This window comes from Micromonospora sp. NPDC049274, assembly GCF_040678875.1.
Classification (GTDB): Bacteria; Actinomycetota; Actinomycetes; order Mycobacteriales; family Micromonosporaceae; genus Micromonospora.
Window position 1 is genome coordinate 1 of the sequence record NZ_JBFAQS010000005.1, and the last position, 21,862, is coordinate 21,862.

17 protein-coding genes are annotated in these 21,862 nt (G+C 72.5%); 10 read left to right on the forward strand and 7 right to left on the reverse strand.

Annotation, left to right across the window (positions count from 1 at the left end; all coding sequences use genetic code 11):
• Window positions 1-143 precede the first annotated feature (143 nt).
• Window positions 144-1,610 carry an NAD-dependent malic enzyme gene (locus tag AB0K10_RS11055; RefSeq protein WP_363682227.1) on the reverse strand — a complete coding sequence of 489 codons (1,467 nt, stop codon included), beginning with the start codon at window positions 1,608-1,610 and terminating at the stop codon, window positions 144-146.
• Window positions 1,611-1,795: 185 nt separating this feature from the next.
• Between AB0K10_RS11055 and hflX the strand changes: the two genes are divergently transcribed.
• Window positions 1,796-3,250 (forward strand): GTPase HflX, encoded by a 1,455-nt coding sequence (gene hflX / locus AB0K10_RS11060; protein WP_363682229.1) that lies wholly within the window; start codon window positions 1,796-1,798, stop codon window positions 3,248-3,250.
• Window positions 3,251-3,300: 50 nt separating this feature from the next.
• Window positions 3,301-4,971, forward strand: a complete 1,671-nt coding sequence (locus AB0K10_RS11065; RefSeq protein WP_363682231.1) for a hypothetical protein — start codon at window positions 3,301-3,303, stop codon at window positions 4,969-4,971.
• Window positions 4,972-5,040: 69 nt separating this feature from the next.
• Here the strand turns inward: AB0K10_RS11065 and lexA are convergent, their stop codons facing one another.
• Complete coding sequence (gene lexA, locus AB0K10_RS11070) at window positions 5,041-5,829, reverse strand: transcriptional repressor LexA (protein ID WP_363682233.1); 789 nt, start codon at window positions 5,827-5,829, stop codon at window positions 5,041-5,043.
• Window positions 5,830-6,410: 581 nt separating this feature from the next.
• Here lexA and nrdR point away from each other — a divergent pair.
• Window positions 6,411-6,911, forward strand: a complete 501-nt coding sequence (gene nrdR / locus AB0K10_RS11075) for a transcriptional regulator NrdR (protein ID WP_363682235.1) — start codon at window positions 6,411-6,413, stop codon at window positions 6,909-6,911.
• A 34-nt stretch (window positions 6,912-6,945) separates the two neighbouring features.
• Window positions 6,946-9,852: a vitamin B12-dependent ribonucleotide reductase gene (locus AB0K10_RS11080; protein ID WP_363682237.1), complete on the forward strand. Its 2,907-nt coding sequence runs from the start codon at window positions 6,946-6,948 to the stop codon at window positions 9,850-9,852.
• Between the two features lie 162 nt (window positions 9,853-10,014).
• On the opposite strand, the gene AB0K10_RS11085 is transcribed toward AB0K10_RS11080, so the two are convergent.
• The gene (locus tag AB0K10_RS11085) at window positions 10,015-10,914 is read right to left on the reverse strand and encodes a bifunctional 5,10-methylenetetrahydrofolate dehydrogenase/5,10-methenyltetrahydrofolate cyclohydrolase (protein ID WP_363682239.1); all 900 of its coding nucleotides are present in this window, start codon (window positions 10,912-10,914) and stop codon (window positions 10,015-10,017) included.
• A 352-nt stretch (window positions 10,915-11,266) separates the two neighbouring features.
• On the opposite strand from AB0K10_RS11085, the gene AB0K10_RS11090 reads away from it, so the two are divergent.
• Complete coding sequence (locus tag AB0K10_RS11090; RefSeq protein WP_363682241.1) at window positions 11,267-12,202, forward strand: DUF2332 domain-containing protein; 936 nt, start codon at window positions 11,267-11,269, stop codon at window positions 12,200-12,202.
• A 47-nt stretch (window positions 12,203-12,249) separates the two neighbouring features.
• Here AB0K10_RS11090 and AB0K10_RS11095 read toward each other — a convergent pair whose 3' ends face one another.
• The 3 genes from AB0K10_RS11095 to AB0K10_RS11105 are packed head-to-tail and all read right to left on the reverse strand — an operon-like array spanning window position 12,250 to window position 15,360.
• A complete protein-coding gene (locus tag AB0K10_RS11095; RefSeq protein WP_363682243.1) occupies window positions 12,250-13,185 on the reverse strand; it encodes a MerR family transcriptional regulator in 936 nt (311 codons plus the stop codon).
• A gap of 33 nt (window positions 13,186-13,218) precedes the next feature.
• A complete protein-coding gene (locus AB0K10_RS11100; RefSeq protein WP_363682245.1) occupies window positions 13,219-14,073 on the reverse strand; it encodes an alpha/beta hydrolase in 855 nt (284 codons plus the stop codon).
• A 9-nt stretch (window positions 14,074-14,082) separates the two neighbouring features.
• Complete coding sequence (locus tag AB0K10_RS11105) at window positions 14,083-15,360, reverse strand: MFS transporter (protein WP_363682247.1); 1,278 nt, start codon at window positions 15,358-15,360, stop codon at window positions 14,083-14,085.
• A gap of 119 nt (window positions 15,361-15,479) precedes the next feature.
• Here AB0K10_RS11105 and AB0K10_RS11110 point away from each other — a divergent pair, with 119 nt between their 5' ends.
• Both AB0K10_RS11110 and AB0K10_RS11115 read left to right on the forward strand, forming a co-directional pair.
• The gene (locus AB0K10_RS11110) at window positions 15,480-15,740 is read left to right on the forward strand and encodes a DUF5522 domain-containing protein (protein ID WP_363682249.1); all 261 of its coding nucleotides are present in this window, start codon (window positions 15,480-15,482) and stop codon (window positions 15,738-15,740) included.
• Between the two features lie 92 nt (window positions 15,741-15,832).
• A complete protein-coding gene (locus AB0K10_RS11115; RefSeq protein WP_363682251.1) occupies window positions 15,833-16,381 on the forward strand; it encodes a hypothetical protein in 549 nt (182 codons plus the stop codon).
• 19 nt (window positions 16,382-16,400) lie between these two features.
• Here AB0K10_RS11115 and AB0K10_RS11120 read toward each other — a convergent pair whose 3' ends face one another.
• A complete protein-coding gene (locus AB0K10_RS11120; protein WP_358146919.1) occupies window positions 16,401-17,090 on the reverse strand; it encodes a metal-dependent transcriptional regulator in 690 nt (229 codons plus the stop codon).
• 100 nt (window positions 17,091-17,190) lie between these two features.
• Here AB0K10_RS11120 and AB0K10_RS11125 point away from each other — a divergent pair, with 100 nt between their 5' ends.
• Genes AB0K10_RS11125 through AB0K10_RS11135 form a run of 3 tightly spaced genes read left to right on the forward strand, consistent with a single transcriptional unit; the run spans window position 17,191 to window position 21,852 of the window.
• Window positions 17,191-18,051 carry a sulfurtransferase gene (locus AB0K10_RS11125; RefSeq protein WP_363682253.1) on the forward strand — a complete coding sequence of 287 codons (861 nt, stop codon included), beginning with the start codon at window positions 17,191-17,193 and terminating at the stop codon, window positions 18,049-18,051.
• Between the two features lie 48 nt (window positions 18,052-18,099).
• Entirely contained in the window at window positions 18,100-19,281 is a 1,182-nt protein-coding gene (locus tag AB0K10_RS11130) for an acetoin utilization protein AcuC (protein WP_363682255.1), read from the forward strand.
• A gap of 15 nt (window positions 19,282-19,296) precedes the next feature.
• Entirely contained in the window at window positions 19,297-21,852 is a 2,556-nt protein-coding gene (locus AB0K10_RS11135) for a GNAT family N-acetyltransferase (RefSeq protein ID WP_363682257.1), read from the forward strand.
• The last annotated feature ends 10 nt before the right edge of the window (window positions 21,853-21,862 follow it).

A 21,862-nucleotide genomic window follows, 5' to 3' on the forward strand; every position in this document is an offset into this window, starting at 1 on the left:
TTTTGTTTTTTTTTTTGGTTTTCTCCGTTTTTGCCGTTTTTTTTTTTTTTTTTCCCCGGCGGGGGGTGTTTTAAATTTATTTTATTTCCCCCCCCCACGGAGGGGACGGAGGCCGTGGGGCCGTGGGGCCGGTGGGGGTGGGGTTAGGGGGTTGCGCTGGCGTTTGCCGCGATCTCGGGGAGGTCGGACGGGCCGGGGTCGGCCGCCGGCAGTGGGCTGGGGTTGTGCGCGGCGGCGCGGACGGCGGCGGCGACCGCCGGGGCGACCCGCGAGTCGAAGACGCTCGGCACGATCACCGTCGGGTTGATCTTCTCTTCGCCGACGACGTCGGCGATGGCCCGGGCGGCGGCGATCGCCATCTCCTCGGTGAACTCCTCGGCGTGCGCGTCCAGCATCCCGCGGAAGACGCCCGGGAAGGCGAGCACGTTGTTGATCTGGTTCGGCTGGTCCGAGCGGCCGGTGGCGACCACCGCGGCGTACTTGCGCGCCTCCCGCGGGTCGACCTCCGGGTCCGGGTTGGCGAGCGCGAAGACGATCGAGTCCTTCGCCATCTGCGCGATGTCGTCCCCGGTGAGCAGGTTCGGCGCGCTGACCCCGATGAACACGTCGGCGCCCCGGATCGCTCCGGGCAGGTCGCCGGAGTAGTTCTCCTTGTTGGTGTTCTCCGCCAGCCACTGCCACGCCGAGTTGAGGTTGGTCAGCCCGCGGTGCAGGGCGCCCTGGCGGTCGTACGCGATGATGTCGCCGACGCCCTGGCGCAGCAGCAGCTTCATGATCGCGGTGCCGGCCGCGCCGGCGCCGGAGACGACCACCCGCACGTCCGCGAGTTGCTTGCCCACGACGCGCAGCGCGTTGGTCAGCGCGGCCAGCACGCAGATCGCGGTGCCGTGCTGGTCGTCGTGGAAGACCGGGATGTCCAGCGCCTCGCGCAGCCGGGCCTCGATCTCGAAGCAGCGCGGCGCGGCGATGTCCTCCAGGTTGATCCCGCCGTACGCGGGCGCGATCGCCTTGACGATCTGCACGATCTCGTCGGTGTCCTGCGTGTCCAGCACGACCGGCCAGGCGTCCACGCCGCCGAAGCGCTTGAACAGGGCCGCCTTGCCCTCCATCACCGGCAGCGACGCGGCCGGGCCGAGGTTGCCCAGCCCGAGCACCGCCGAGCCGTCGCTGACCACCGCCACGGTGTTGCGCTTGATCGTCAACCGTCGGGCGTCCGCCGGGTTCTCGGCGATCGCCATGCAGACCCGGGCCACCCCCGGGGTGTACGCCCGGGACAACTCGTCGCGGTTGCGCAGCGCGACCTTGGAGGTCACCTCGATCTTGCCGCCGAGGTGCAGCAGGAACGTGCGGTCCGACACCTTGCGCACGTCCACGCCGTCCAGCGCGGTCAGCGCCTCGACCACCTGGTCGGCGTGCCCGGCGTCGGCGGTGTCGCAGGTCAGGTCGACGATCACGTGGGTCGGGTCCGAGTCCACCACGTCCAGCGCCGTGACGATCGCCCCGGCCTCGCCGACGGAGGTGGTGAGCCGGCCGATCGAGGACGCGTCCGCGGTAACCGCGATCCGGATGGTGATCGAAAATCCGGCGCTCGGCAGTCGGGTGATGGCCACGGGGTCCCTCCGTCACGGCTGTGCGACCGGTCGGCCGCCGCCTGAGCATTTCTACCGGGTTGCCGAGGTCGACCGGTATTCGCCCCCACTTTTGGCGACCTCCAGCACGGGCATATAGCAGGTGCGTTCGGCGTTGTGTCATGTCAGGATTACGTTCTACTCATCATTTCGGACAGGAGAACCGCTTGCGAGACCAGGAGAGCTTCGTCCCCGTCGAGGACGAGTTCGACGACGTCACCACCGGCGAGATGGAGCTGTCGGAGCGACAGTCCCTGCGACGCGTTCCGGGCCTGTCAACCGAGCTCTCCGACGTCACCGAGGTGGAATACCGCCAGCTGCGGCTGGAGCGGGTCGTCCTGGTGGGCGTCTGGACCGAGGGCACGGTGACCGACGCGGAGAATTCCCTCACCGAGCTGGCCGCGCTGGCCGAGACCGCGGGCTCGCAGGTGCTCGAGGGGCTGATCCAGCGTCGTACGCGACCTGACCCGGCCACCTACATCGGCCGCGGCAAGGTCGACGATCTGAGCGCGGTGGTGCTCTCCACAGGCGCCGACACGGTCATCTGCGACGGTGAGCTGTCCCCGTCGCAGCTGCGCAACCTGGAGCAGCGCACAAAGGTCAAGGTTGTCGACCGCACGGCGCTGATCCTCGACATCTTCGCCCAGCACGCCAAGAGCAAGGAAGGTAAGGCGCAGGTCGAGCTGGCTCAGCTCGAATACCTGCTGCCCCGGCTGCGCGGTTGGGGTGAGACGCTCTCCCGGCAGACCGGTGGTTCCGGCCGTGGCGGCGGCGCCGGCGGTGGCGTGGGTGTGCGTGGTCCCGGTGAGACCAAGCTGGAGACCGACCGGCGGCGCATCCGCCACCGCATCTCCCGGCTGCGCCGCGAGATCAAGAGCATGCGGACGGTACGCGTCACCAAGCGCGCCCGTCGCACCCGCAACTCCGTGCCCGCCGTGGCCATCGCCGGCTACACCAACGCCGGCAAGTCCAGCCTGCTCAACCGGCTGACCGGCGCGGGCGTGCTGGTGGAGAACGCGCTCTTCGCGACGCTCGACCCGACCACCCGCAAGGCCACCACCTCGGACGGGCGGCTCTACACGCTCTCCGACACGGTGGGCTTCGTCCGGCACCTGCCGCACCAGATCGTCGAGGCGTTCCGCTCGACGCTGGAGGAGGTCGCGGAGGCGGATCTGGTGGTGCACGTCGTCGACGGCACCCACCCGGATCCGGAGGAGCAGGTGCGGGCGGTGCACGAGGTGCTCGCCGAGGTGGGCGCTGACCGGCTGCCCGAGCTGCTGGTGGTCAACAAGACCGACGCGGCCGACGAGGACGCGCTGCTGCGCCTCAAGCGCCTCTGGCCGGAGGCGATCTTCGTCTCGGCGTACTCGGGGCGGGGGATCGACGCCCTGCGGGCGGCGATCGAGGAGCGGCTGCCGCAGCCGGCGGTCGAGGTCCGGGCCGTCCTGCCGTACGACCGGGGCGACCTGGTGTCTCGCGTGCACCGCACCGGTGAGGTGCTCAGCACGTCGCACCTGCCGGAGGGCACCCTGCTGCACGTGCGGGTCAGTGCGGCGCTCGCCGCCGAACTGGCGCCGTTCGACGTCGCTCGGGAGGGCCAGGCGGTCGGCAGCCGGCCCTGAGCGGCCCCGGCGTCATCCACCGGAAACGCGCGGCATGCGACACTGGCCGAATGCGCCGCGTTGTTTCCTCGGTCACGGTTGCCCTCGGCCTGCTCGGGGCAACCGTGGCGCTGGCCGGAGCTGCCGTAGCCGCTCCCGCTCCCGGATCATCCCAGCCGCCCGCCGCCACCCCCGGCAAGAAGCGCTGCACCGTCGCCGACGAGCGGCTGCGGGAGCTGTCTGGCCTGGTGGCGACCAAGAGCGGCTACATCGTCATCAACGACGGCACCGAGGTTGAGGCGCGCAAGCGGGTCTTCTTCCTCGACAGCAAGTGCAAGGTCGCCAAGGATCCGATCCGGTACTCGGGCCAGGGGCCGTTCGACACCGAGGACCTCGCGGTCTCGCCCAAGGGCGACACCCTGTGGATCGGTGACATCGGAGACAACACCACCAGCAAGGAGCGGCGGTCGCGGATCGCGGTCTGGACCATGCCGATCAACGGCAGCAGTCAGCCTGTGCTGCACCGGCTCTCCTACCCCGAGAACAAGCCGCACGACGCGGAGGCGTTGCTGGTGGGGGCCGACGGCCTCCCGCTGGTCATCACCAAGGTGGCGAGCGGCAACTCGGAGATCTTCACCCCCACGGCGAAGCTGAGGAACGGCGACACCGCGCCGGTGCCGATGAAGAAGGTCGGCGAGATCAAGCTGCCGAAGACCACCACCGAGAACCCGCTCAGCGTCTACGGGCGGTCGGCCGTCACCGGGGCCGCCCGATCGCCGGACGGCAGCCGCGTGGTCGTCCGGACGTACGCGGACGCCTTCGAGTACGACGTGACCGGCGGCGACATCGTCGGGGCGCTCACCACCGGCAAGCCGCGGGTGACGCCACTTGCCGATCCCTTCGGTGAGGCGATCTCCTACACCTCGGACGGGAAGACCTTCGTCACCGTCTCCGAAGGCGGGCAGCTCACCGCGGACGAGCCTGTCGACATTCTGAGCTACACGCCGTCCATGAGCGCGGCGGCCCCGCTGGCCGCCCCTGCGGGTGCCAAGCCGGCCGCCGAGAAGTCCTGGATCGACGGGCTCAGTTTCGACGACATCACCTACCTCGTGGGCGCGGTAGGGGTCCTCGGTCTGCTGCTCGTCGCCACCGGCATCGTCGGCATCCTGCGAGCCCGTCGTCGGCGACCGCCGGCGGAGCCGGGCGACGGGCCGGGCTCGGATGTCGATCCCGACGACAGGCGTGGCGCCCCCCGGGACAGCGCCGTACCGACGGCCGGAGGCCGTCCGGCCCCTGGCGTCTACGGCGGCGCGGCGGCCGGTGGCGGCGTCTACGGCGGCGGTGGCCCCGGCCGGGGCGGTACCGCTCCCGCCGGTGGCGGCGTCTACGGCGGCGGTGCACGCCCACCCGGCGGTGAAGGTGGCGGCTACGGTCCCGTCCGTCCGGGTGGTCGCGGTGGTGCCGCTCCCGCCGGTGGCGGTGTGTACGGCGGCGGTGGGGGCCGTCCGGCGGGTGCGGGGGGCGGAGGCCGTCCGGCGGGTGCCGGCGGTCGGCCCGGCAACGGGGTGTACGGCGGTGGTGGCCAGCCCGGCGGAGGTCGGGCGGAGCCGCCACGGCGCGGCGGGCAGGAACCGGACCCCCGGGGCCAGCGACCCGGTCGTCGGCGCGACGGCGACGCGCCCGGGGACCCGTACGGGCAGTACCCCGGTGGTGGCCGTGGCCCTCGCGGCGACCGCTACTGACACGATCGGCGCTTCATCGGTCCGGCCGAGCGGGTGAGCGCGTAGGCCCTCACCCGCTCCGCCGGCCGGTCAGATCCGGCGGAGCACCGCCACCACTCGGCCCATGATGGTGGCGTCATCGCCGGGGATCGGGTCGAAGGCGGGGTTCTGCGGCATCAGCCAGACGTGCCCGTCGCGGCGCCGGTAGGTCTTGACGGTGGCCTCGCCGTCGAGCATGGCGGCCACGATCTCGCCCGAGTCGGCCGTCGGCTGCTGCCGGACGACCACCCAGTCGCCGTCGCAGATCGCCGCGTCGAGCATCGAGTCGCCCTTGACCTGGAGCATGAACACCTCGCCCTCACCCACCAGCTCGCGGGGGAGGGGGAAGATGTCCTCCACCGCCTGCTCGGCGAGGATCGGCCCACCGGCGGCGATCCGGCCGAGCATCGGCACGTACGCAGGGGTGGGCCGTTGGGCGCGGGACAACTCGTCGTCGATGGCCTCGCTGGGGGCCCGGACGTCCACCGCGCGGGGCCGGTTGGGGTCGCGGCGCAGGAAGCCCTTCTTCTCCAGCTCCTTGAGCTGGTAGGCGACGCTCGACGGTGACACCAGGCCGACCGCCTCGCCGATCTCGCGGACGCTCGGCGGGTAGCCGTGCCGCTCCACCCAGGTGCGGATGAACTCCAGGATGCGGCGCTGGCGGGCGGTCAGGTCGACCGTCGCCGGGTCGGGGAAGGCGCTGACCACCGGGGTGACCTGGCGCACGGCCGGCTGACCCGTCCGGCTGCGCGCGGCGCTGCGGCGTCGGGTGGCCGGCGGCGGGCCCGCCTCGGTGATCTGCTGCGGGCACTTCGGCCGGCTTGCCCGGTCCTCGGTCACGTCCGTCCTCCCTGGTCGGCGCTGGGTGCCTCGTCGGCTCGTGGTGCGTGCGGTGGTGCCATGAGTGTGCGTCGGCCGGGTGTGGTGAAGATCCATCGCGCCCGGTTGTTCCTGACCGTATAGGTGAGATCGGTCATTTTCAAACATCTGTACGACCTCTCACCGGCGTGTCGGGGTGAAAAACCCCTCCGGTCGTACGGATGTTCTGATAGATGGTACGTCGGATAGCACGCGTGTTCGAAGTCTGGCCATTTTCCGGGGTGCTCCGGCCGTCTGGCCGGTAACCCGGTCGGGTCCTCGGCGTTGGTTCTGCGGTGGAGCGGCGGGTGCGGATGACCGGATGATCCGTGACGCGCCGGACACGCCGATCAACTTGACCCGGGTTCGTCAGCGACATACGGTCAACCCCTAGATGTAGTAGTGACACGGGCGTAAGTTGCCTACAGGTTGGGTTCGACTACCGACCGCACTTCCGTAACGTCGATCACGGCGAGCGCCGCCCGAGGGTGGCACCGCCGTGGTGAGTCATGTCCGGGAGTGCCCGGTGTGTCCGCAGTTGATCAGAATGTGGAGGTTGGGCGATGCGGTGTCCGTACTGCCGGCACGCCGACTCCCGGGTGGTCGACTCGCGGGAGGCCGACGACGGCCAGCTCATCCGGCGGCGACGCTCCTGCCCGGAGTGCGGCAAGCGGTTCACCACCGTCGAGGAGGCGGTCCTCGCGGTCGTCAAGCGCAGCGGGGTGACCGAACCGTTCAGCCGCACGAAGATCATCGGCGGGGTGCGCAAGGCGTGCCAGGGCCGGCCGGTGGACGACGACTCACTCGCGCTGCTCGCGCAACGGGTGGAGGAGACCGTCCGGGCCAAGGGGGCCGCCGAGATCCCCAGTCACGAGGTGGGCCTGGCGATCCTGGGCCCGCTGCGCGACCTGGACGAGATCGCCTACCTGCGGTTCGCCAGTGTCTACCGCTCCTTCGACTCGCTCGCCGACTTCGAGCGCGAGATCGAGACGTTGCGGGCCGTGGCGCGAGCCCGGGAGCAGGGCCGGGCCGAAGCGGTTGAGGCCGCCGGCCGTACCAGCTGAGACTTCACGGTTTTTCAAGAGATTGGGACGCGCGGTGGGTGACCGCGCAGACGAGGGGGGCAACGGCGTGACTACTAGCCGTTCACGGAACAAGACAGGCGCGGGGCTGAAGATCGAGCGGGTGTGGACGACCGAGGGGGTCCACCCGTACGACGAGGTCAGCTGGGAGCGCCGTGACGTCGTGATGACGAACTGGCGGGACGGCTCGATCAACTTCGAGCAGCGTGGGGTGGAGTTCCCGGAGTCGTGGAGCGTCAACGCGGCCAACATCGTGACCACCAAGTACTTCCGGGGAGCGGTGGGAACCCCGGAGCGCGAGTGGTCGCTCAAGCAGTTGATCGACCGGGTGGTCACCACCTACCGCACCGCGGGTGAGGAGTACGGCTACTTCGCCAGCCCGGCGGACGCCGAGGTGTTCGCGCACGAGCTGACCTGGATGCTGCTGCACCAGGTGTTCAGCTTCAACTCGCCGGTCTGGTTCAACGTCGGCACGCCGTCGCCGCAGCAGGTCAGCGCCTGCTTCATCCTGGCCGTCGACGACTCGATGGACTCCATCCTCGACTGGTACAAGGAGGAGGGGCTGATCTTCAAGGGCGGCTCCGGCTCCGGGGTCAACCTGTCGCGCATCCGCTCGTCCCGTGAGCTGCTCTCCTCCGGCGGCAACGCCTCCGGCCCGGTCAGCTTCATGCGCGGCGCGGACGCCTCCGCCGGCACCATCAAGTCCGGCGGCGCGACCCGCCGGGCGGCCAAGATGGTCATCATCGACGTCGACCACCCGGACATCCAGGAGTTCGTGGTCACGAAGGCGCGCGAGGAGGACAAGATCCGCGCGCTGCGGGACGCCGGGTTCGACATGGACCTCGGTGGCTCCGACATCGTCAGCGTGCAGTATCAGAACGCCAACAACTCGGTCCGGGTCTCCGACGAGTTCATGTCGGCGGTGGAGAACGGCAAGGGCTTCGACCTGCGCGGCCGGCTGGACGGCTCGGTGATCGAGACCGTCGACGCCAAGAACCTGTTCCGGTCCATCTCCCAGGCCGCCTGGGAGTGCGCCGACCCGGGCCTGCAGTACGACGACACGATCAACGACTGGCACACCTGCCCGGAGACCGGGCGGATCACCGCGTCGAACCCGTGCTCGGAGTACCTGCACCTGGACAACTCCTCGTGCAACCTGGCCTCGCTCAACCTGATGAAGTTCCTCCGCGCCGACGGTGGCTTCGAGGTGGAGAAGTTCGTCAAGTCCGTCGAGTTCGTCATCACCGCGATGGACATCTCGATCTGCTTCGCGGACTTCCCGACCGAGAAGATCGGCGAGACGTCGCGCGCCTACCGGCAGCTCGGCATCGGCTACGCCAACCTGGGCGCCCTGCTGATGGCCACCGGCCTGCCGTACGACTCGGACCAGGGCCGCTCGGTCGCCGCGTCGATCACGTCGCTGATGACCGGCACCGCGTACCGTCGCTCGGCCGAGCTGGCCGGGGTCGTCGGCCCGTACGACGGCTACGCCCGCAACGCCGAGCCGCACAAGCGGGTCATGCGCAAGCACGCCGCGGCCAACGACGAGATCAAGCCGACCAGCCCGGTGGCCACCGCGATCGTCCGTGAGGCGACGAAGCAGTGGACCCAGGGCAACAAGATCGGCGACAAGTTCGGCTGGCGTAACGCGCAGGCGAGCGTCCTCGCCCCGACCGGCACCATCGGCTTCATGATGGACTGCGACACGACAGGCGTGGAGCCGGACCTGGCGCTTGTCAAGTTCAAGAAGCTGGTCGGTGGCGGTTCGATGCAGATCGTCAACCAGACGGTGCCGCGCGCCCTGCGCAGCCTCGGCTACCCCGAGGAGCAGGTCGAGGCGATCGTCGAGCACATCGCCGACCACGGTCACGTGGTGGACGCCCCCGGCCTCAAGCCGGAGCACTACCCGGTCTTCGACTGCGCGATGGGGGAGCGGACCATCGCCCCGATGGGCCACGTACGGATGATGGCGGCCATCCAGCCGTTCGTCTCCGGTGCCATCTCCAAGACGGTCAACATGCCGGAGGCGGCCACCGTCGAGGACGTCGAGAAGATCTACTTCGAGGGCTGGAAGCTCGGCCTCAAGGCGCTGGCGATCTACCGGGACAACTGCAAGGTCGGCCAGCCGCTCTCGGTGGCCAAGTCCAACAAGGCCGCCGAGCCGGCCGCCGTCGAGACGGCACCGGCAGCGCCGGCCGCGGTCGAGAAGGTCATCGAGTACCGGCCGGTGCGCAAGCGCCTGCCGAAGAAGCGCCCGTCCGAGACGGTCAGCTTCTCCGTCGGTGGCGCCGAGGGTTACCTGACCGCGTCGTCCTACCCGGACGACGGCCTCGGTGAGGTGTTCCTCAAGATGTCCAAGCAGGGCTCGACCCTGGCCGGCGTGATGGACGCCTTCTCGGTGGCCATCAGCATCGGCCTGCAGTACGGCGTGCCGCTGGAGACGTTCGTCAGCAAGTTCACCAACATGCGTTTCGAGCCGGCCGGTATGACCGACGACCCGGACGTGCGGATGGCGGCCTCGGTGATGGACTACATCTTCCGTCGCCTGGCGCTGGACTTCCTGCCCTACGAGCGTCGCGCCGAGCTGGGCATCTTCACCGCGTCGGAGCGGGCCGCCCAGCTGCGGGCCGAGGCCGACGCGGAGGCCGCCGCCGTCACCGGTGCCGAGCTCACCGCGATGGCGTCGTCCGCGCCGGTCGAGGCTCCGGCCAAGACCGAGGCCGTCGCCCAGCCGGCTCAGGAGATGGCCGACGTGGCCGCCGCGAAGCCGGCTCCGAGCGTGGGTTCCAGCACCGAACTGCTGGAGGCCGTGATCGGCAAGGCCGCGGACGCGCCGCTCTGCTTCACCTGCGGTACGAAGATGCGCCCCGCCGGTAGCTGCTACGTCTGCGAGGGCTGCGGCTCCACCAGCGGTTGCAGCTGACGTACGCATCAGCGCTGCCCCGGCCCTCCTGCCAGGAGAGCCGGGGCAGCGCCGTTTCCGCCGTCCGCATGATCGACTCGAGTTCCAGGAACTCGGGGTATCGCGCCCGCCCGGACACCCCGACTTCAGCGAACCCGCGATCACCCACCGAGGCCGCAGCGGCTACTGGTTCGCGCGTTCGGCGGCGCGTACGGCGTTGCGGAACAGCATCGCCACTGTGGTCGGGCCGACCCCGCCGACCCGGGGCGTGATGGCGCCGGCGACCTCGGCGCACGCCTCGTCCACGTCCGGCAGGAGCCGCCGCCCGGCGTAGCGGACGCCGGCGCCGATGACGACGCCGCCCGGCTTGACGTGCTCGGGCTGGACGATCCCGGGTACGCCTGCGGCGGCGACGAGAATGTCCGCGCGGCGGGTGTAGCGGGCCCAGTCGGGTACGCCGGTGTGCACGACGGTGACGGCGGCGTTGGCAGTCGGGCGTTTCTGGGCGAGCAGCATCGCCAGGGGCCGGCCCAGGGTGGCGCCGCGACCGAGGATGACGACCTCACGGCCGGCGACGGGGATCTCGTAGTGCGCCAGGAGGGCTTCGATGCCGGCGGGCGTGCACGGCAGCGGGCCGGGCAGGCCGACGGCGAGACGTCCCATGTTCAGCGGATGCATACCGTCGACGTCCTTGTCCGGGTCGATGGTCTGCAGCGCCGCGTCGTAGTCGAGGTGCCCCGGAACGGGGTACTGCACGAGCAGTCCGTGCACCGTCGGATCGGTGTTGAACCTGGCGACGGCCCGGTGCAGATCGGCCTGGGTGGCGGTGGCCGGCAGGTGCACGTGCGGGGAGTCGAAGCCGAGCGCGGCGGCCTGACGCTGCTTGATGCCGATGTAGCCGGCGCTGGCGTCGTCGTCGCCCACCAGGATGGTGGCGAGGCTCGGTGTGATCCCGCGCCCACGGAGGCGCTCGGCCGCGGCGGCGACCTCGGCGAAAATGGCGTCGGCGACGGGTGCGCCCGGCAGGAGTCGAGCTGCACCCGGAGTGGTGTGGGTCTCGGCGGATTCACTTGTCGTGGACATGAGGGGCCCCTCGACGCGGGCGCCCAGGCGGTCGACGTCCGCGAGAGGCTCCCCGATGGTTCCACCATCCCCGTGCCGCCAGTCGCCGGTGGTTCGATGATGCCCCATCGCCGAGGCGGTCGCCCAGCAGGGGACGCGCGGCGGGGATCACCCGCCACGCTCGTGGCCCGGTCTCGCCCTGCTGGCCACCGTCCTGTCCGTCGTCCCGGCCCGGAGGCAGGTCGCCGTTGGCCGGTATACCTGGGAGTCATAACTATGACTCCCAGGTATACCGCTCGTGGTGACGATGGAGCCGGCACCGGCAGGGAGTCGCGGGGCTGAAAACTCGGCAGAACGTTGCGACGATCGGGGCATGACAACCAGCGAGGCGTACGTCGAGTTCGGCAACCGCGAGGCGCACGGCGTCTCACCGACGTACGAGCGGCTGTCCCACGCCGTCGCCCACGACGGCGACCTGCTCGCCCTGCTCGACACGCTGCCGCCCGGCAAGCGGCAGCCCAACCTGCTGTTCGGCGTCGTGCGCTGGCTGGGCGGGCCGGTCGACGACCCGGTCGCCTTTCACGACTACACGGTGGCGCACTGGCCGGCCGTCGAGGCGCAGGTGCGCGCCCGAGCCACCCAGACGAACGAGGCCGGCCGGTGCGCGGTCCTGCTGCCCGTGCTCGCCGCGCTGTCGCAGCCCCTCGCCCTGCTGGAGGTCGGCGCGTCGGCGGGGCTCTGCCTCTATCCGGACCGGTACGCCTACCGCTACGGCGAGCACGAGGTCGGCGAAGGCACGCCGGTGCTGGAGTGCGCGGCCAGCGGGTTGGTGCCGCCGGCGCGCGTACCCCAGGTGGTGTGGCGGGCCGGCCTGGACCTGAACCCGCTCGACGTGACCGACCCCGGCGACGTGTCCTGGTTGGACGCCCTGATCTGGCCAGAGCACGCGCACCGGCGTGCCCGGCTGCGCGCCGCGGCGGCGGTCGCCGCGGCCGATCCGCCGCTGCTGGTCCGCGGTGACCTGGTGGACGACCTGCCGGCGCTTGCCGCACGGGCGCCGGCCGACGCGACGCTTGTCGTCTTCCACACCTCGGTGCTCTACCAGGTGCCCGTCGCGCGTCGGGAGGCGTTCGTCCGGCTGGTGCGTGAGCTGCCGGGGCACTGGATCGCCAACGAGGCCCCGGAGGTGCTGCCCTACGACGGGCTGCCCGACCCGCCGGACGCGGCGCTGCACAACGTCCTCGCGCTCGACGGCAAGCCGCTGGCGTGGACCCGGGGCCACGGTCAGGCGATGACCTGGTTCGGCTGAAGCCAGCCCAGCCAGCCAGCCAGCCCGCCCGGCCCGGCCGGGCCGGCTCAACGAACCGGTTCGGGCATCCGGGCATGCAGGGCACGGATGAACCAGTCCACCGCCGGCACGGTCGCGTCGCCGGTGGACCAGCCGTTGAGCACCGCCACCAGGTCGAGGTAGCGGTCCCGGCGGGGATCGTTGGCCGGCACCAGCCGGTCCAGCAACCGCTGTCGCAGGTCGGCGTCGTCGGAGTGACCGTGCAGGCTCGCGTACCGGCTGGTGGCTGCCGCGACCACCGGGTCGGCGTCCGGGCTGGCCGGGTCGAGGCCGGCCGCGAGGGCGGGGGCCACCGCGTCCCGGACCACCGCGACGGCGTCCGGGCGGGGCAGCCCCGGGACGTCGTGGTCGGCGGCGTGTAGACGCGCCAGCCGCCGCATCCGTGCCCGGAACTCCGGGTCCCGGCACAGCTCGGCCAGCTCCAGCCACGCCTGCACCTGCTCGGTGGTCGGGTCGTCGGGCAGCTCCGGCGTCATCGAGACGAGCACACCCGGGTACGTCGGCGGGTCGCCAGTGAAGACGCTGTTCAGGAAGTCGTCCACCAGCTGCCCCCGTTCGTGGGCGGAGAGCTGGGCCAGCCGGTGCAGGTCGTCCACCTCCGCCGGGCCCGACCCACGCCGCGCTGCCACGGTGAGCACCGCCCGGCGCAGCCGCAGCACACGGATCTGCACGGCCAGCGCCTCGGCGTGCGCGGCAGCCACCTCGTGCAGGGGCACCTCTTGGTCCACCACCCGCCGGATGGACGCCAGGTCCACGCCCAGGTCGCGCAACGTCCGGACCAGTTCCAGTCGGGCGACGGCTGCCGCGTCGAAGAGGCGATAGCCGGTCGGGCTCCGGTCCGTCGGAGGCACGATCCCGCTGTCGGCGTAGTACCTGATGGTCTTGACGCTCAGGCCGCTCCGGCGGGCCAGGTCACCGATCGTGTACCGCGTTTCCCCGTCCATGCCCCCACCCTGCTGTCTCCCCCCGGTGGAGACTCAAGCACCGGCCGGGTCGGCGAGGAACGCCGCGAGCGTCGCGCGGAACGCCTCCGCGTCGTCGAGCCACGGGTAGTGGCCCGCGCCAGCCTGCACGACCACCTCGGCGCCGGGAATCAGCTCGCCGAGCTGGGCCACGAGGCCGGGCGGCGCGCCGAGGTCAACCTCACCGGCGACCAGCAGCACCGCCCCTCGGTGCGCGGCGAGCGCGGCGCGGGTGGCCGGCGGATCGAAGGCGTCCTCGCTGCCGAAGATCCGCGCCGCCTCCTCGTTGCGCTGGCCGACCTCGGCCGCCTGGTGCGCCTGGGCCGCCTCGTCCCACCGGCCGTAGAAGAACGGCGCGATCGCCTGCCAGGCTTCCGGACTGGCCCGACCGCCCACCATGGAATCCAGGGCCTCCGCCGCAGCCGGAAACCACGGCTCGGTCACGCGGGCGCGTGTGACCTCCTGACGCAGCGCGGCCGTCGCCGGAAGCCCGACCGCCCGGGTGCTCGGGGTGACCAGCGCGAGCCGGCCCACCCGGTCGGGGTGCCGGGCCGCGTACCGCACCACCACGTTCGCGCCGGCGGAGTGCCCGAGCAGGTCCAGCCGGTCGAGGCCCAGGTGCCGGCGCAGTGCTTCCACGTCGTCGACCAGTCGGTCGCAGCGATAGGTGGAGACGTCCGCCGGCGCCGCCGACCGACCGGTGCCCCGCTGGTCGAGAACGACAAGCGTCCGCAGTGCGCCCAGGCCACCGAGATCACCGAGGTACGCGGAGTCGCGCATCGGGCCGCCCGGCAGGCAGACCAGGGGGTCTCCGCCTCCGAGGGTCCGGTACGCGAGCGCGGTCCCGTCCGGGGCGGCAAAGGTGGCCATCGTCGGACCCTACGACGAAACCGGCGGCGGCGTGTCCCGCATCCGCCGCAGCGGCGAGCAGACCACGAACAGGCACGCCGCCCAGGTGCCCAGCACGCACACCCAGAGCGCCCCGCGCAGCCCCAGGGCCGTCCCGAGCGCGCCGCCGGTCAGCGCGCCGAGCGGGATCACCCCGAAGCAGATCCAGAGGAACGCGGCGTTGACCCGGCCGAGGATCGCCGACGGGGTGATCCGCTGCCGGTACGACATCGCCGCCACGTTGAACAGCACCGCGTTGGCCGAGAACGCGGCCAGCCCGAACCCGTAGAGCAGCAGTCCCCAGCCGGGTCGGGCCAACGGCATCAGCAGATAGAACGGGCCCGGCGCGGTCATCGCCACCCAGATCACCCGGGCCGAGCCGAGCCAGGCCGACAGCCGGGCGGCCAGCACCCCCACCACCAGCCCGCCGACGGCGCTGACCGAGAAGACCAGACCCACCTGCACCGGCGCGGCGTGCAGCTCGCGCACCAGGAACGTCACCTCGATCGAGGCGGACGCCATCACCCAGAAGTTCGACCAGGTCGTGCAGGCCAGGATGCTGACCAGGATCGGCTGCCGCCGGATGAAGCCGAGCCCGTCGGTCAGCTCCACCCGCAGGGGTACGCGGGGAGTCGGCTCGCGGTGTACCGGTGGCTGCCGGATCAGGATCAGGGTCAACGCGCTGACCAGGAAGGCGAACCCGTTGGCCAGGAAGGTGCGGGCGGCGCCGACCAGCCCGATCAACGCGCCGCTGACCGTCGGGCCGACCAGTTCGGCGGCGTCCTGGCTGATGGTCAGCTTGGCGTTGCCGTCCACCAGCAGGTCCGCCGGCACCAGTTGGGGCAGCAGGGTCTTGTACGCCACGGTGAACAGCACGGTGAGCACGCCGCCGAGCCCGACCACCGCGTACAGGAAGGGAAGGGTGAGATGGCCGACCAGCGCGGCCACCGGCACCGACAGCAGGAGCGCGGCCCGACCCAGGTCGCACGCGATCATCAGTCGCCGCTTGTCGAGCCGGTCGGCGACGATGCCCGCCGGCAGCGAGAACAGCAGGTACGGCAGCCAGGCCAGGACGGTCAGCAGGGAGATCTGGAACACGCTGGCGTGCAGGGTGTCCGCGGCGAGCAGCGGCACCGCGACGTTCGCGATCCGGGTGCCCAGCTCGCTGACGGTCTGACCACCCCAGAGCAGCAGGAAGTTCCGGCTGCGCCACAGCGACGGGGTCGCCCCCGCTGTGACCGCCGGAGACTGCTCCACCTGCTGACTCACTGTCGCCGCCTGTCGGTGCGGGTACGCGCCACCGGCCGGCGGCTCGGGGACTCTATCGGGGCGTCACCCCAGCCGGCACCGCATTTCCGCCGGCCGGGGTCCTCCCTAGACTTCTGCGGGTGAGTGGAGAGCGACGGCCCCTGGCGGATCGGCCGCTCACCGAGCCGCACCCGTCCCGGCTGCCGCCGGAGCACCCCGAGCGGGAGCGGATCCTCGCCGCGCACGCCGCCGCGCTGGCCGCCGGGGAGGCCGGCTACCTCGACCCGGCGACGGGGCTGTTCGTGCTCAGCGCCGGTTTCCTGGCCCGCCGCGGCACGTGCTGCGGACGCGGCTGCCGCCACTGCCCGTACGTGGACGATCCACCGACCGGAAAGGCGTAAACGAGGACTTCCGCGCGACCCGGACACCCCGTACGGTTTCCGACGGACATCCGGCGGGCCCCTTCCGCCGTCGGTCGGCGAGAGGGTGGAGCGTGCGCGGGCGGATCGTGGTCGCCGGGCTGGCGGGCCTGCTGGTGAGCGGCTGTGCCGCCGACGCCGAGCCGGTGGCGGTGCCGCCGCAGGCGCCGGTCGCCCTGGACGTGTCGGCGGCCTCCTCGGGAGGCGCCTGCCGACTGCTGGACTTCGCCGTGATCGAGCAGCTCGTCAAGGTGCGCTTCGACGTGGCGGCGGCCAGCGAGCGGGGCGACACGCACACGTGCGTCATCCGCGCCGAGCGCGCGGCGCTGCCGGAGCTGATGCTCAGTGTGTCCGAGACCACCATCGACAAGGCCACCTTCGGCGCGGACGTGGTGCCCGACAAGGCGGCGAAGGTCACCGGGCTGGGTCAGCAGGCGTACCGGCGTACCGCCGCCGCGACCGGCGGGCACGGGCCGGTCGCCGAGGTCGGCTGGCTGGCCACCGACGGACGCCTCGCCACGCTGGCCTGGACCGGTGCCCGTGACGCCGAGCGCGCGGCCGCCGAGAAGATGGCCACGGACCTGGTCGCGCTGGCCCGGAAGGTGGACACCCGGGCGCTGTGACGCCCGGGTGCGCGGTGCGTCAGTTGGCGGCGACGAAGACCCGGGAGGCGACCTCGCGGGGCAGCCGCACCCGGTCGCCGGACCGGTCGATCGACACCCCGTCGCGTTCCTGGGCCACGGTCACCGTGGCGCCCGGGTCGACACCGGCGGCGTGCAGCTGGCGCAGCACGTCGGCGTCCTTCTGCACGCTCTCGCAGATCCGCCGCACCACGACCGGCCCGGAGAGGCCGGGGAAGGCCAGGTTGCGCTCGCCCTCGGCGGCCTCGGTGGTCTCCGCCTCGGCCGAGCCCAGCTCCTGAAGACCCGGGATCGGGTTGCCGTACGGGGAGCGGGTCGGTCGGTTGAGCAGGTCGTACACCCGCTTCTCCACCGCGTCGCTCATCACGTGCTCCCAGCGGCAGGCCTCCTCGTGGGCCTCCTCGTAGGGCATCCCGATGACGTTGACGAGCAGCAGCTCGGCGAGGCGGTGCTTGCGCATCACCGAGACGGCGCTGCCACGGCCGAGCGCGGTGAGCGTCAGGTGCCGGTCGCCCTCGACGGTGAGCAGGCCGTCGCGCTCCATCCGGGCGACGGTCTGGCTCACTGTGGGGCCGCTCTGCTGCAGCCGTTCGGCGATCCGGGCACGCAGCGGCGGCACCCCCTCCTCCTCCAACTCGAGGATGGTGCGCAGGTACATCTCGGTCGTGTCGACCAGGTCGTGAGACTTCATAACGTCAGCGGCCCTCCGGTGCACGATGCTACCCCGCGTCGTGACCGACGACCGCCGCCGAACCGCGTGCCGCCGTCCCGGATGGTGTTGGATGGTCGCCATGTCCGGTACCGAGGAGCTGCTTGTCGAGGTCGATGGGCTCGCCGTCGAACTCGACCACGCCGATCCGCCCACCCTGCTCGACGTCCGCTGGCGGCTCACCGGTCCGCCAGGCCACGACGACTACCTGGCCGGTCACCTGCCCGGCGCGGTCTTCGTCGATCTGGACACCGCGCTGTGCGGGCCGCCCGGGGCCGGCGGCCGGCACCCGCTGCCCGACCCGGGCGCGCTGCGGGCCGCGCTGCGGGCGGCCGGCGTCCGCACCGGTCACCCCGTTGTGGTGTACGACGGCGGTGACGGCCTGTCCGCCGCGCGCGCCTGGTGGACGTTGCGCTGGGCCGGGCACCGGCAGGTGCGCCTGCTGCACGGCGGCTTCCCGGCCTGGGTCGCCGCCGGCCAGCCGGTCTCCACCACCGCGCCCGCCCCGGGCGAGGGCGACGTCGAGGTACGCCCCGGTGATCTTCCGGTGCTGGACGCCGGGCAGGCCGCCGCGCTGGCGACCGCCGATGACGCCGTGCTGCTCGACGTGCGTGCGGCGCCCCGCTACGCCGGTGAGGTCGAGCCGATCGACCCGGTCGCCGGTCACGTGCCCGGGGCGGCCAACCTGCCCGCAGGCGAGTACGTGGGGCCGGATGGGCGCTTTCCGGCCGCCGACGTGCTGCGCGAGCGGTTCGCCTCCGTCGGTGTCACCGGGGCGCGGGCAGTCGGGGCGTACTGCGGCTCCGGGGTGACCGCCGCGCAGGCCGTCCTCGCGCTGCACCTGGCCGGCCGCACGGACGCCGCGCTCTACGTGGGTTCGTGGAGCAACTGGGTGGCCGACCCGGCCCGGCCGGTCGCCTCCGGACCGACACCCGGCCGCTGACCAGCGCGTGCGGTGGGTCGACGACGGTCCTCGTGCGACGATGAGCTCATGTCCGACGACACGGTGGTGGTGTGGGACCCCGCGCTGCTCGCCTACAACATGGGTGACCATCCGCTGGACCCGGTCCGGGTGGAGCTGACCGTCGCGCTCGCCCGGGAGCTGGGCATCCTGGACCGTCCCGGGGTCCGCGTGGTCAAGCCGGAGCCCGCCGACGACGCCCTGCTCACCCGCGTGCACCACCCGGCCTACCTTGCCGCGGTGCGGGCCGCGCCGCGCGACCCGCTGTTCGCCGGGTACGGGCTGGGCACCTCCGACAACCCGGTCTTCGAGGGGATGCACGAGGCCAGCGCTCTGATCACCGGTGCGACGGTGGCCGCCGCGGAGGCGGTGTGGCGTGGTGACGCCCGGCGGGCGGTGAACGTGGCCGGCGGCCTGCACCACGCGATGCCCGCCCGCGCCTCCGGCTTCTGTGTCTACAACGACCCGGCCGTGGCCATCGCTCGCCTGCTCGACCTGGGCGCGGAGCGGATCGCGTACGTCGACGTGGACGTGCACCACGGCGACGGCGTGCAGGAGGTCTTCTGGGACGACCCGCGGGTGCTCACGGTCAGCCTGCACGAGACGCCGCTCGCGCTCTTCCCCGGCACCGGCTTCCCGGACGAGACGGGTGGGCCGGGCGCGCAGGGCAGCGCGGTCAACATGCCGCTCCCGCCGGGTGTCGACGACACCGGCTGGCAGCGGGCGTTCCACGCCATCGTGCCGTCGGTGCTGCGCGCGTTCCGGCCGCAGGTGCTGGTGAGCCAGTGCGGCGCGGACGGGCACCGGCTGGATCCCCTCGCCGACCTGAACCTGACGGTGGACGGGCAGCGCGCCACCTACCTGGCGTTGCGGGCGCTCGCCGACGAGCTGTGTGAGGGCCGCTGGGTGGCCACCGGCGGCGGCGGGTACGCGCTTGTCGAGGCGGTGCCCCGAGCCTGGAGCCACCTGCTGGCCGTGGCGACCGGCGACCCGATCGACCCGGCGACGCTCACTCCGCCCGCCTGGCGGGAGCTGGCCGCGGCCCGTCGGCCGGGCCGGGAGATTCCGCTGCGGATGACCGACGACGCGGACCCGTCGTTCGAGCCGTGGCAGCCGACGGGCGAGCCGAACGCGGTGGACCGGGCGATCGCGGCGACCCGCAAGGCCGTCTTCCCGCTGCTCGGGCTCGATCCGTACGACCCCCGGGACTGAGCCGGGCCGTTTCCTGTGACGACAGTGGACCAGCCGGTGGACGTGCTGCTCAGCGACGGCAGCACCGTCCAGCTGCGACCGATCGACCCGGCCGACGCGCCGGCGATCGTGGCGATGCACAGCCGGTTCTCCGAGCGCACCCGCTACCTGCGCTACTTCTCGCCGTACCCGCGCATCCCGGAGCGCGATCTGATCCGGTTCGTCACTGTCGACCACCACGACCGGGAGGCGTTCGTGGTGCTGGCCGGTGACCTGATCGTCGCGGTCGGCCGGTACGAGCGGCTCGGTCCGCAGGCGCCGGAGGCGGAGGTCGCCTTCGTGGTCGAGGACGCCTTCCAGGGTCGGGGCATCGGCTCGGTGCTGATGGAGCACCTGGCCGACGCCGCGCGGCGCAACGGCATCATGAGCTTCGTCGCCGAGGTGCTGCCGGCCAACGGGACGATGCTGCGGGTCTTCTCCGACTTCGGCTACCAGGTGCAGCGCGCGTACGCCGACGGTGTGGTGCACCTGAGCTTCCCGATCGCCCCGACGGAGACGACCCTGGAGGTGCAGCGCGGCCGGGAGCACCGCACCGAGGCCCGCTCGATCGCCCGGCTGCTCGCCCCCCGCGGCATCGCCGTCTACGGCGCGAGCGCCACCGGGCAGGGTGTCGGCGCGGCGGTCCTCGGGCACCTGCGCGACGGCGGGTTCACGGGCGCGGTGGTGCCAGTGCATCCGAGCGCGTCGACGGTGGCGGGACTGCCCGCGTACCCCTCGGCTGTCGACGCCGGGGTCGCGGTGGACCTGGCGGTGGTGGCGGTCCCGCCGGAGGCGGCGACCGCTGTGGTCGCCGACGCCGCGGCAGCCGGGGTGCACGGCCTGGTCGTGATCTCGGCCGGCTTCGCCGAGGCCGGTCCGGAGGGCGCGGCCACGCAACGTGCGCTGGTCCGCGCGGCGCACGCGGCCGGGATGCGCGTGGTCGGCCCGAACTGCCTGGGCGTGGCCAACACCGACCCGGCGGTACGCCTCAACGCCACCCTCGCCCCGGCGCTGCCGCCTGCCGGTCGGGTCGGCATCTTCAGCCAGTCCGGCGCGTTCGGGGTGGCGCTGCTCGCCGAGGCGGACCGGCGTGGCCTGGGGCTGTCCAGTTTCGTGTCGGCCGGCAACCGGGCCGACGTCTCCGGCAACGACCTCCTGCAGTACTGGCAGGACGACCCCGGCACCGACGTGATCATGTTGTACCTGGAGACGTTCGGCAATCCGCGCAAGTTCGCCCGGCTGGCCCGGCGGATCGGCCGCGCGAAACCGGTCGTGGCGCTCGCCTCGCCGGCCCGCCCGCCCGGTGTCGGCGACACCACCGGGCCGGATGAGGTGGCGGTGGCCGCGCTCTTCGCCCAGTCCGGGGTGATCCGGGTGGACACCGTGCCCGAGCTGCTCGACGTGGGGGTGTTGCTGGCCAACCAGCCGCTGCCGACCGGCGGCCGGGTCGGCGTGGTCGGCAACTCCTCGGCGTTGACCGGCCTGGCCGCCACGGCCTGTGTCGGGCAGGGCCTGACCGTCGCCGAGGGCTATCCGCGCGACGTCGCGCCGAGCGCCGGCGCCGACGAGTTCGCCGCCGCCCTCGCCGAGACGGCACGCGACGACCGGGTGGACGCCCTCGTCGTGGTCTTCGCCCCCCCGCTGCCGGGCCAACGCGCCGAGATGGAAGCCGACGTCACCGCCGCGCTGCCGGCCGCCCTCGCCCTGGGCAAGCCCACCGTGGCGACGTTCCTGGTCGGGCGGTTGCCGGCCGGGGTGCCCGCGTACGGGGGCGTGGAGGAGGCCGTCCGGGCCCTCGCCCGGGCGCACCGGTACGCCGAGTGGCTGCGCCGTCCTCCCGGAGTGGCACCCGAACTGTCCGGGATCGACCGGGACGCCGCGGCGGCCGCGCTGCGCACCGACAGCACCGACGCGCAGGCGCTGCTGGCCGCGTACGGCATCGAGACCGTCGCGTCGGTGCCCGTGAACTCGGTCGACGCGGCTGTCGACGCGGCGGCCCGGGTGGGTTTTCCGGTGGCCCTCAAGGCCGCCGCCGCGGGGCTGCGACACCGGCTCGACCTGGGCGCGGTCCGCCTCGACCTGCCCGACGAGGCGAGCGTCCGCCGCGCGTACACCGACATGGCCGCCGGCTTCGGCGCGGACGTGCTGGTGCAGCCGATGGTCCCGCCGGGCGTGGCCTGCGTGGTGGAGCTCGTGGAGGATCCGGCGTTCGGGCCGGTCGTCGGCTTCGGCCTCGGCGGGGTCGCCACCGAGCTGCTGGGCGACCGGGCCTGGCGGGCGGTGCCGCTGACCCACACCGACGCCGCCGAGCTTGTCGACGAACCCCGGGCGGCACCGCTGTTGCGGGGGCACCGGGGCGCCGCACCGGTGGACCGGGCGGCCCTGGCCGACCTGCTGCTGCGGGTCGGTCAGCTCGCCGACGACCAGCCCCGGGTGCGGTCGTTGACCCTCAACCCGGTCCTCGCCCGCCCGGACGGCATCTCGGTCCTGCACGCCGAGGTGCGGGTGGGCGGCGTGGCCGCCCGCCCGGACACCGGCCCCCGGCGCCTCTGAACGCGGCCGG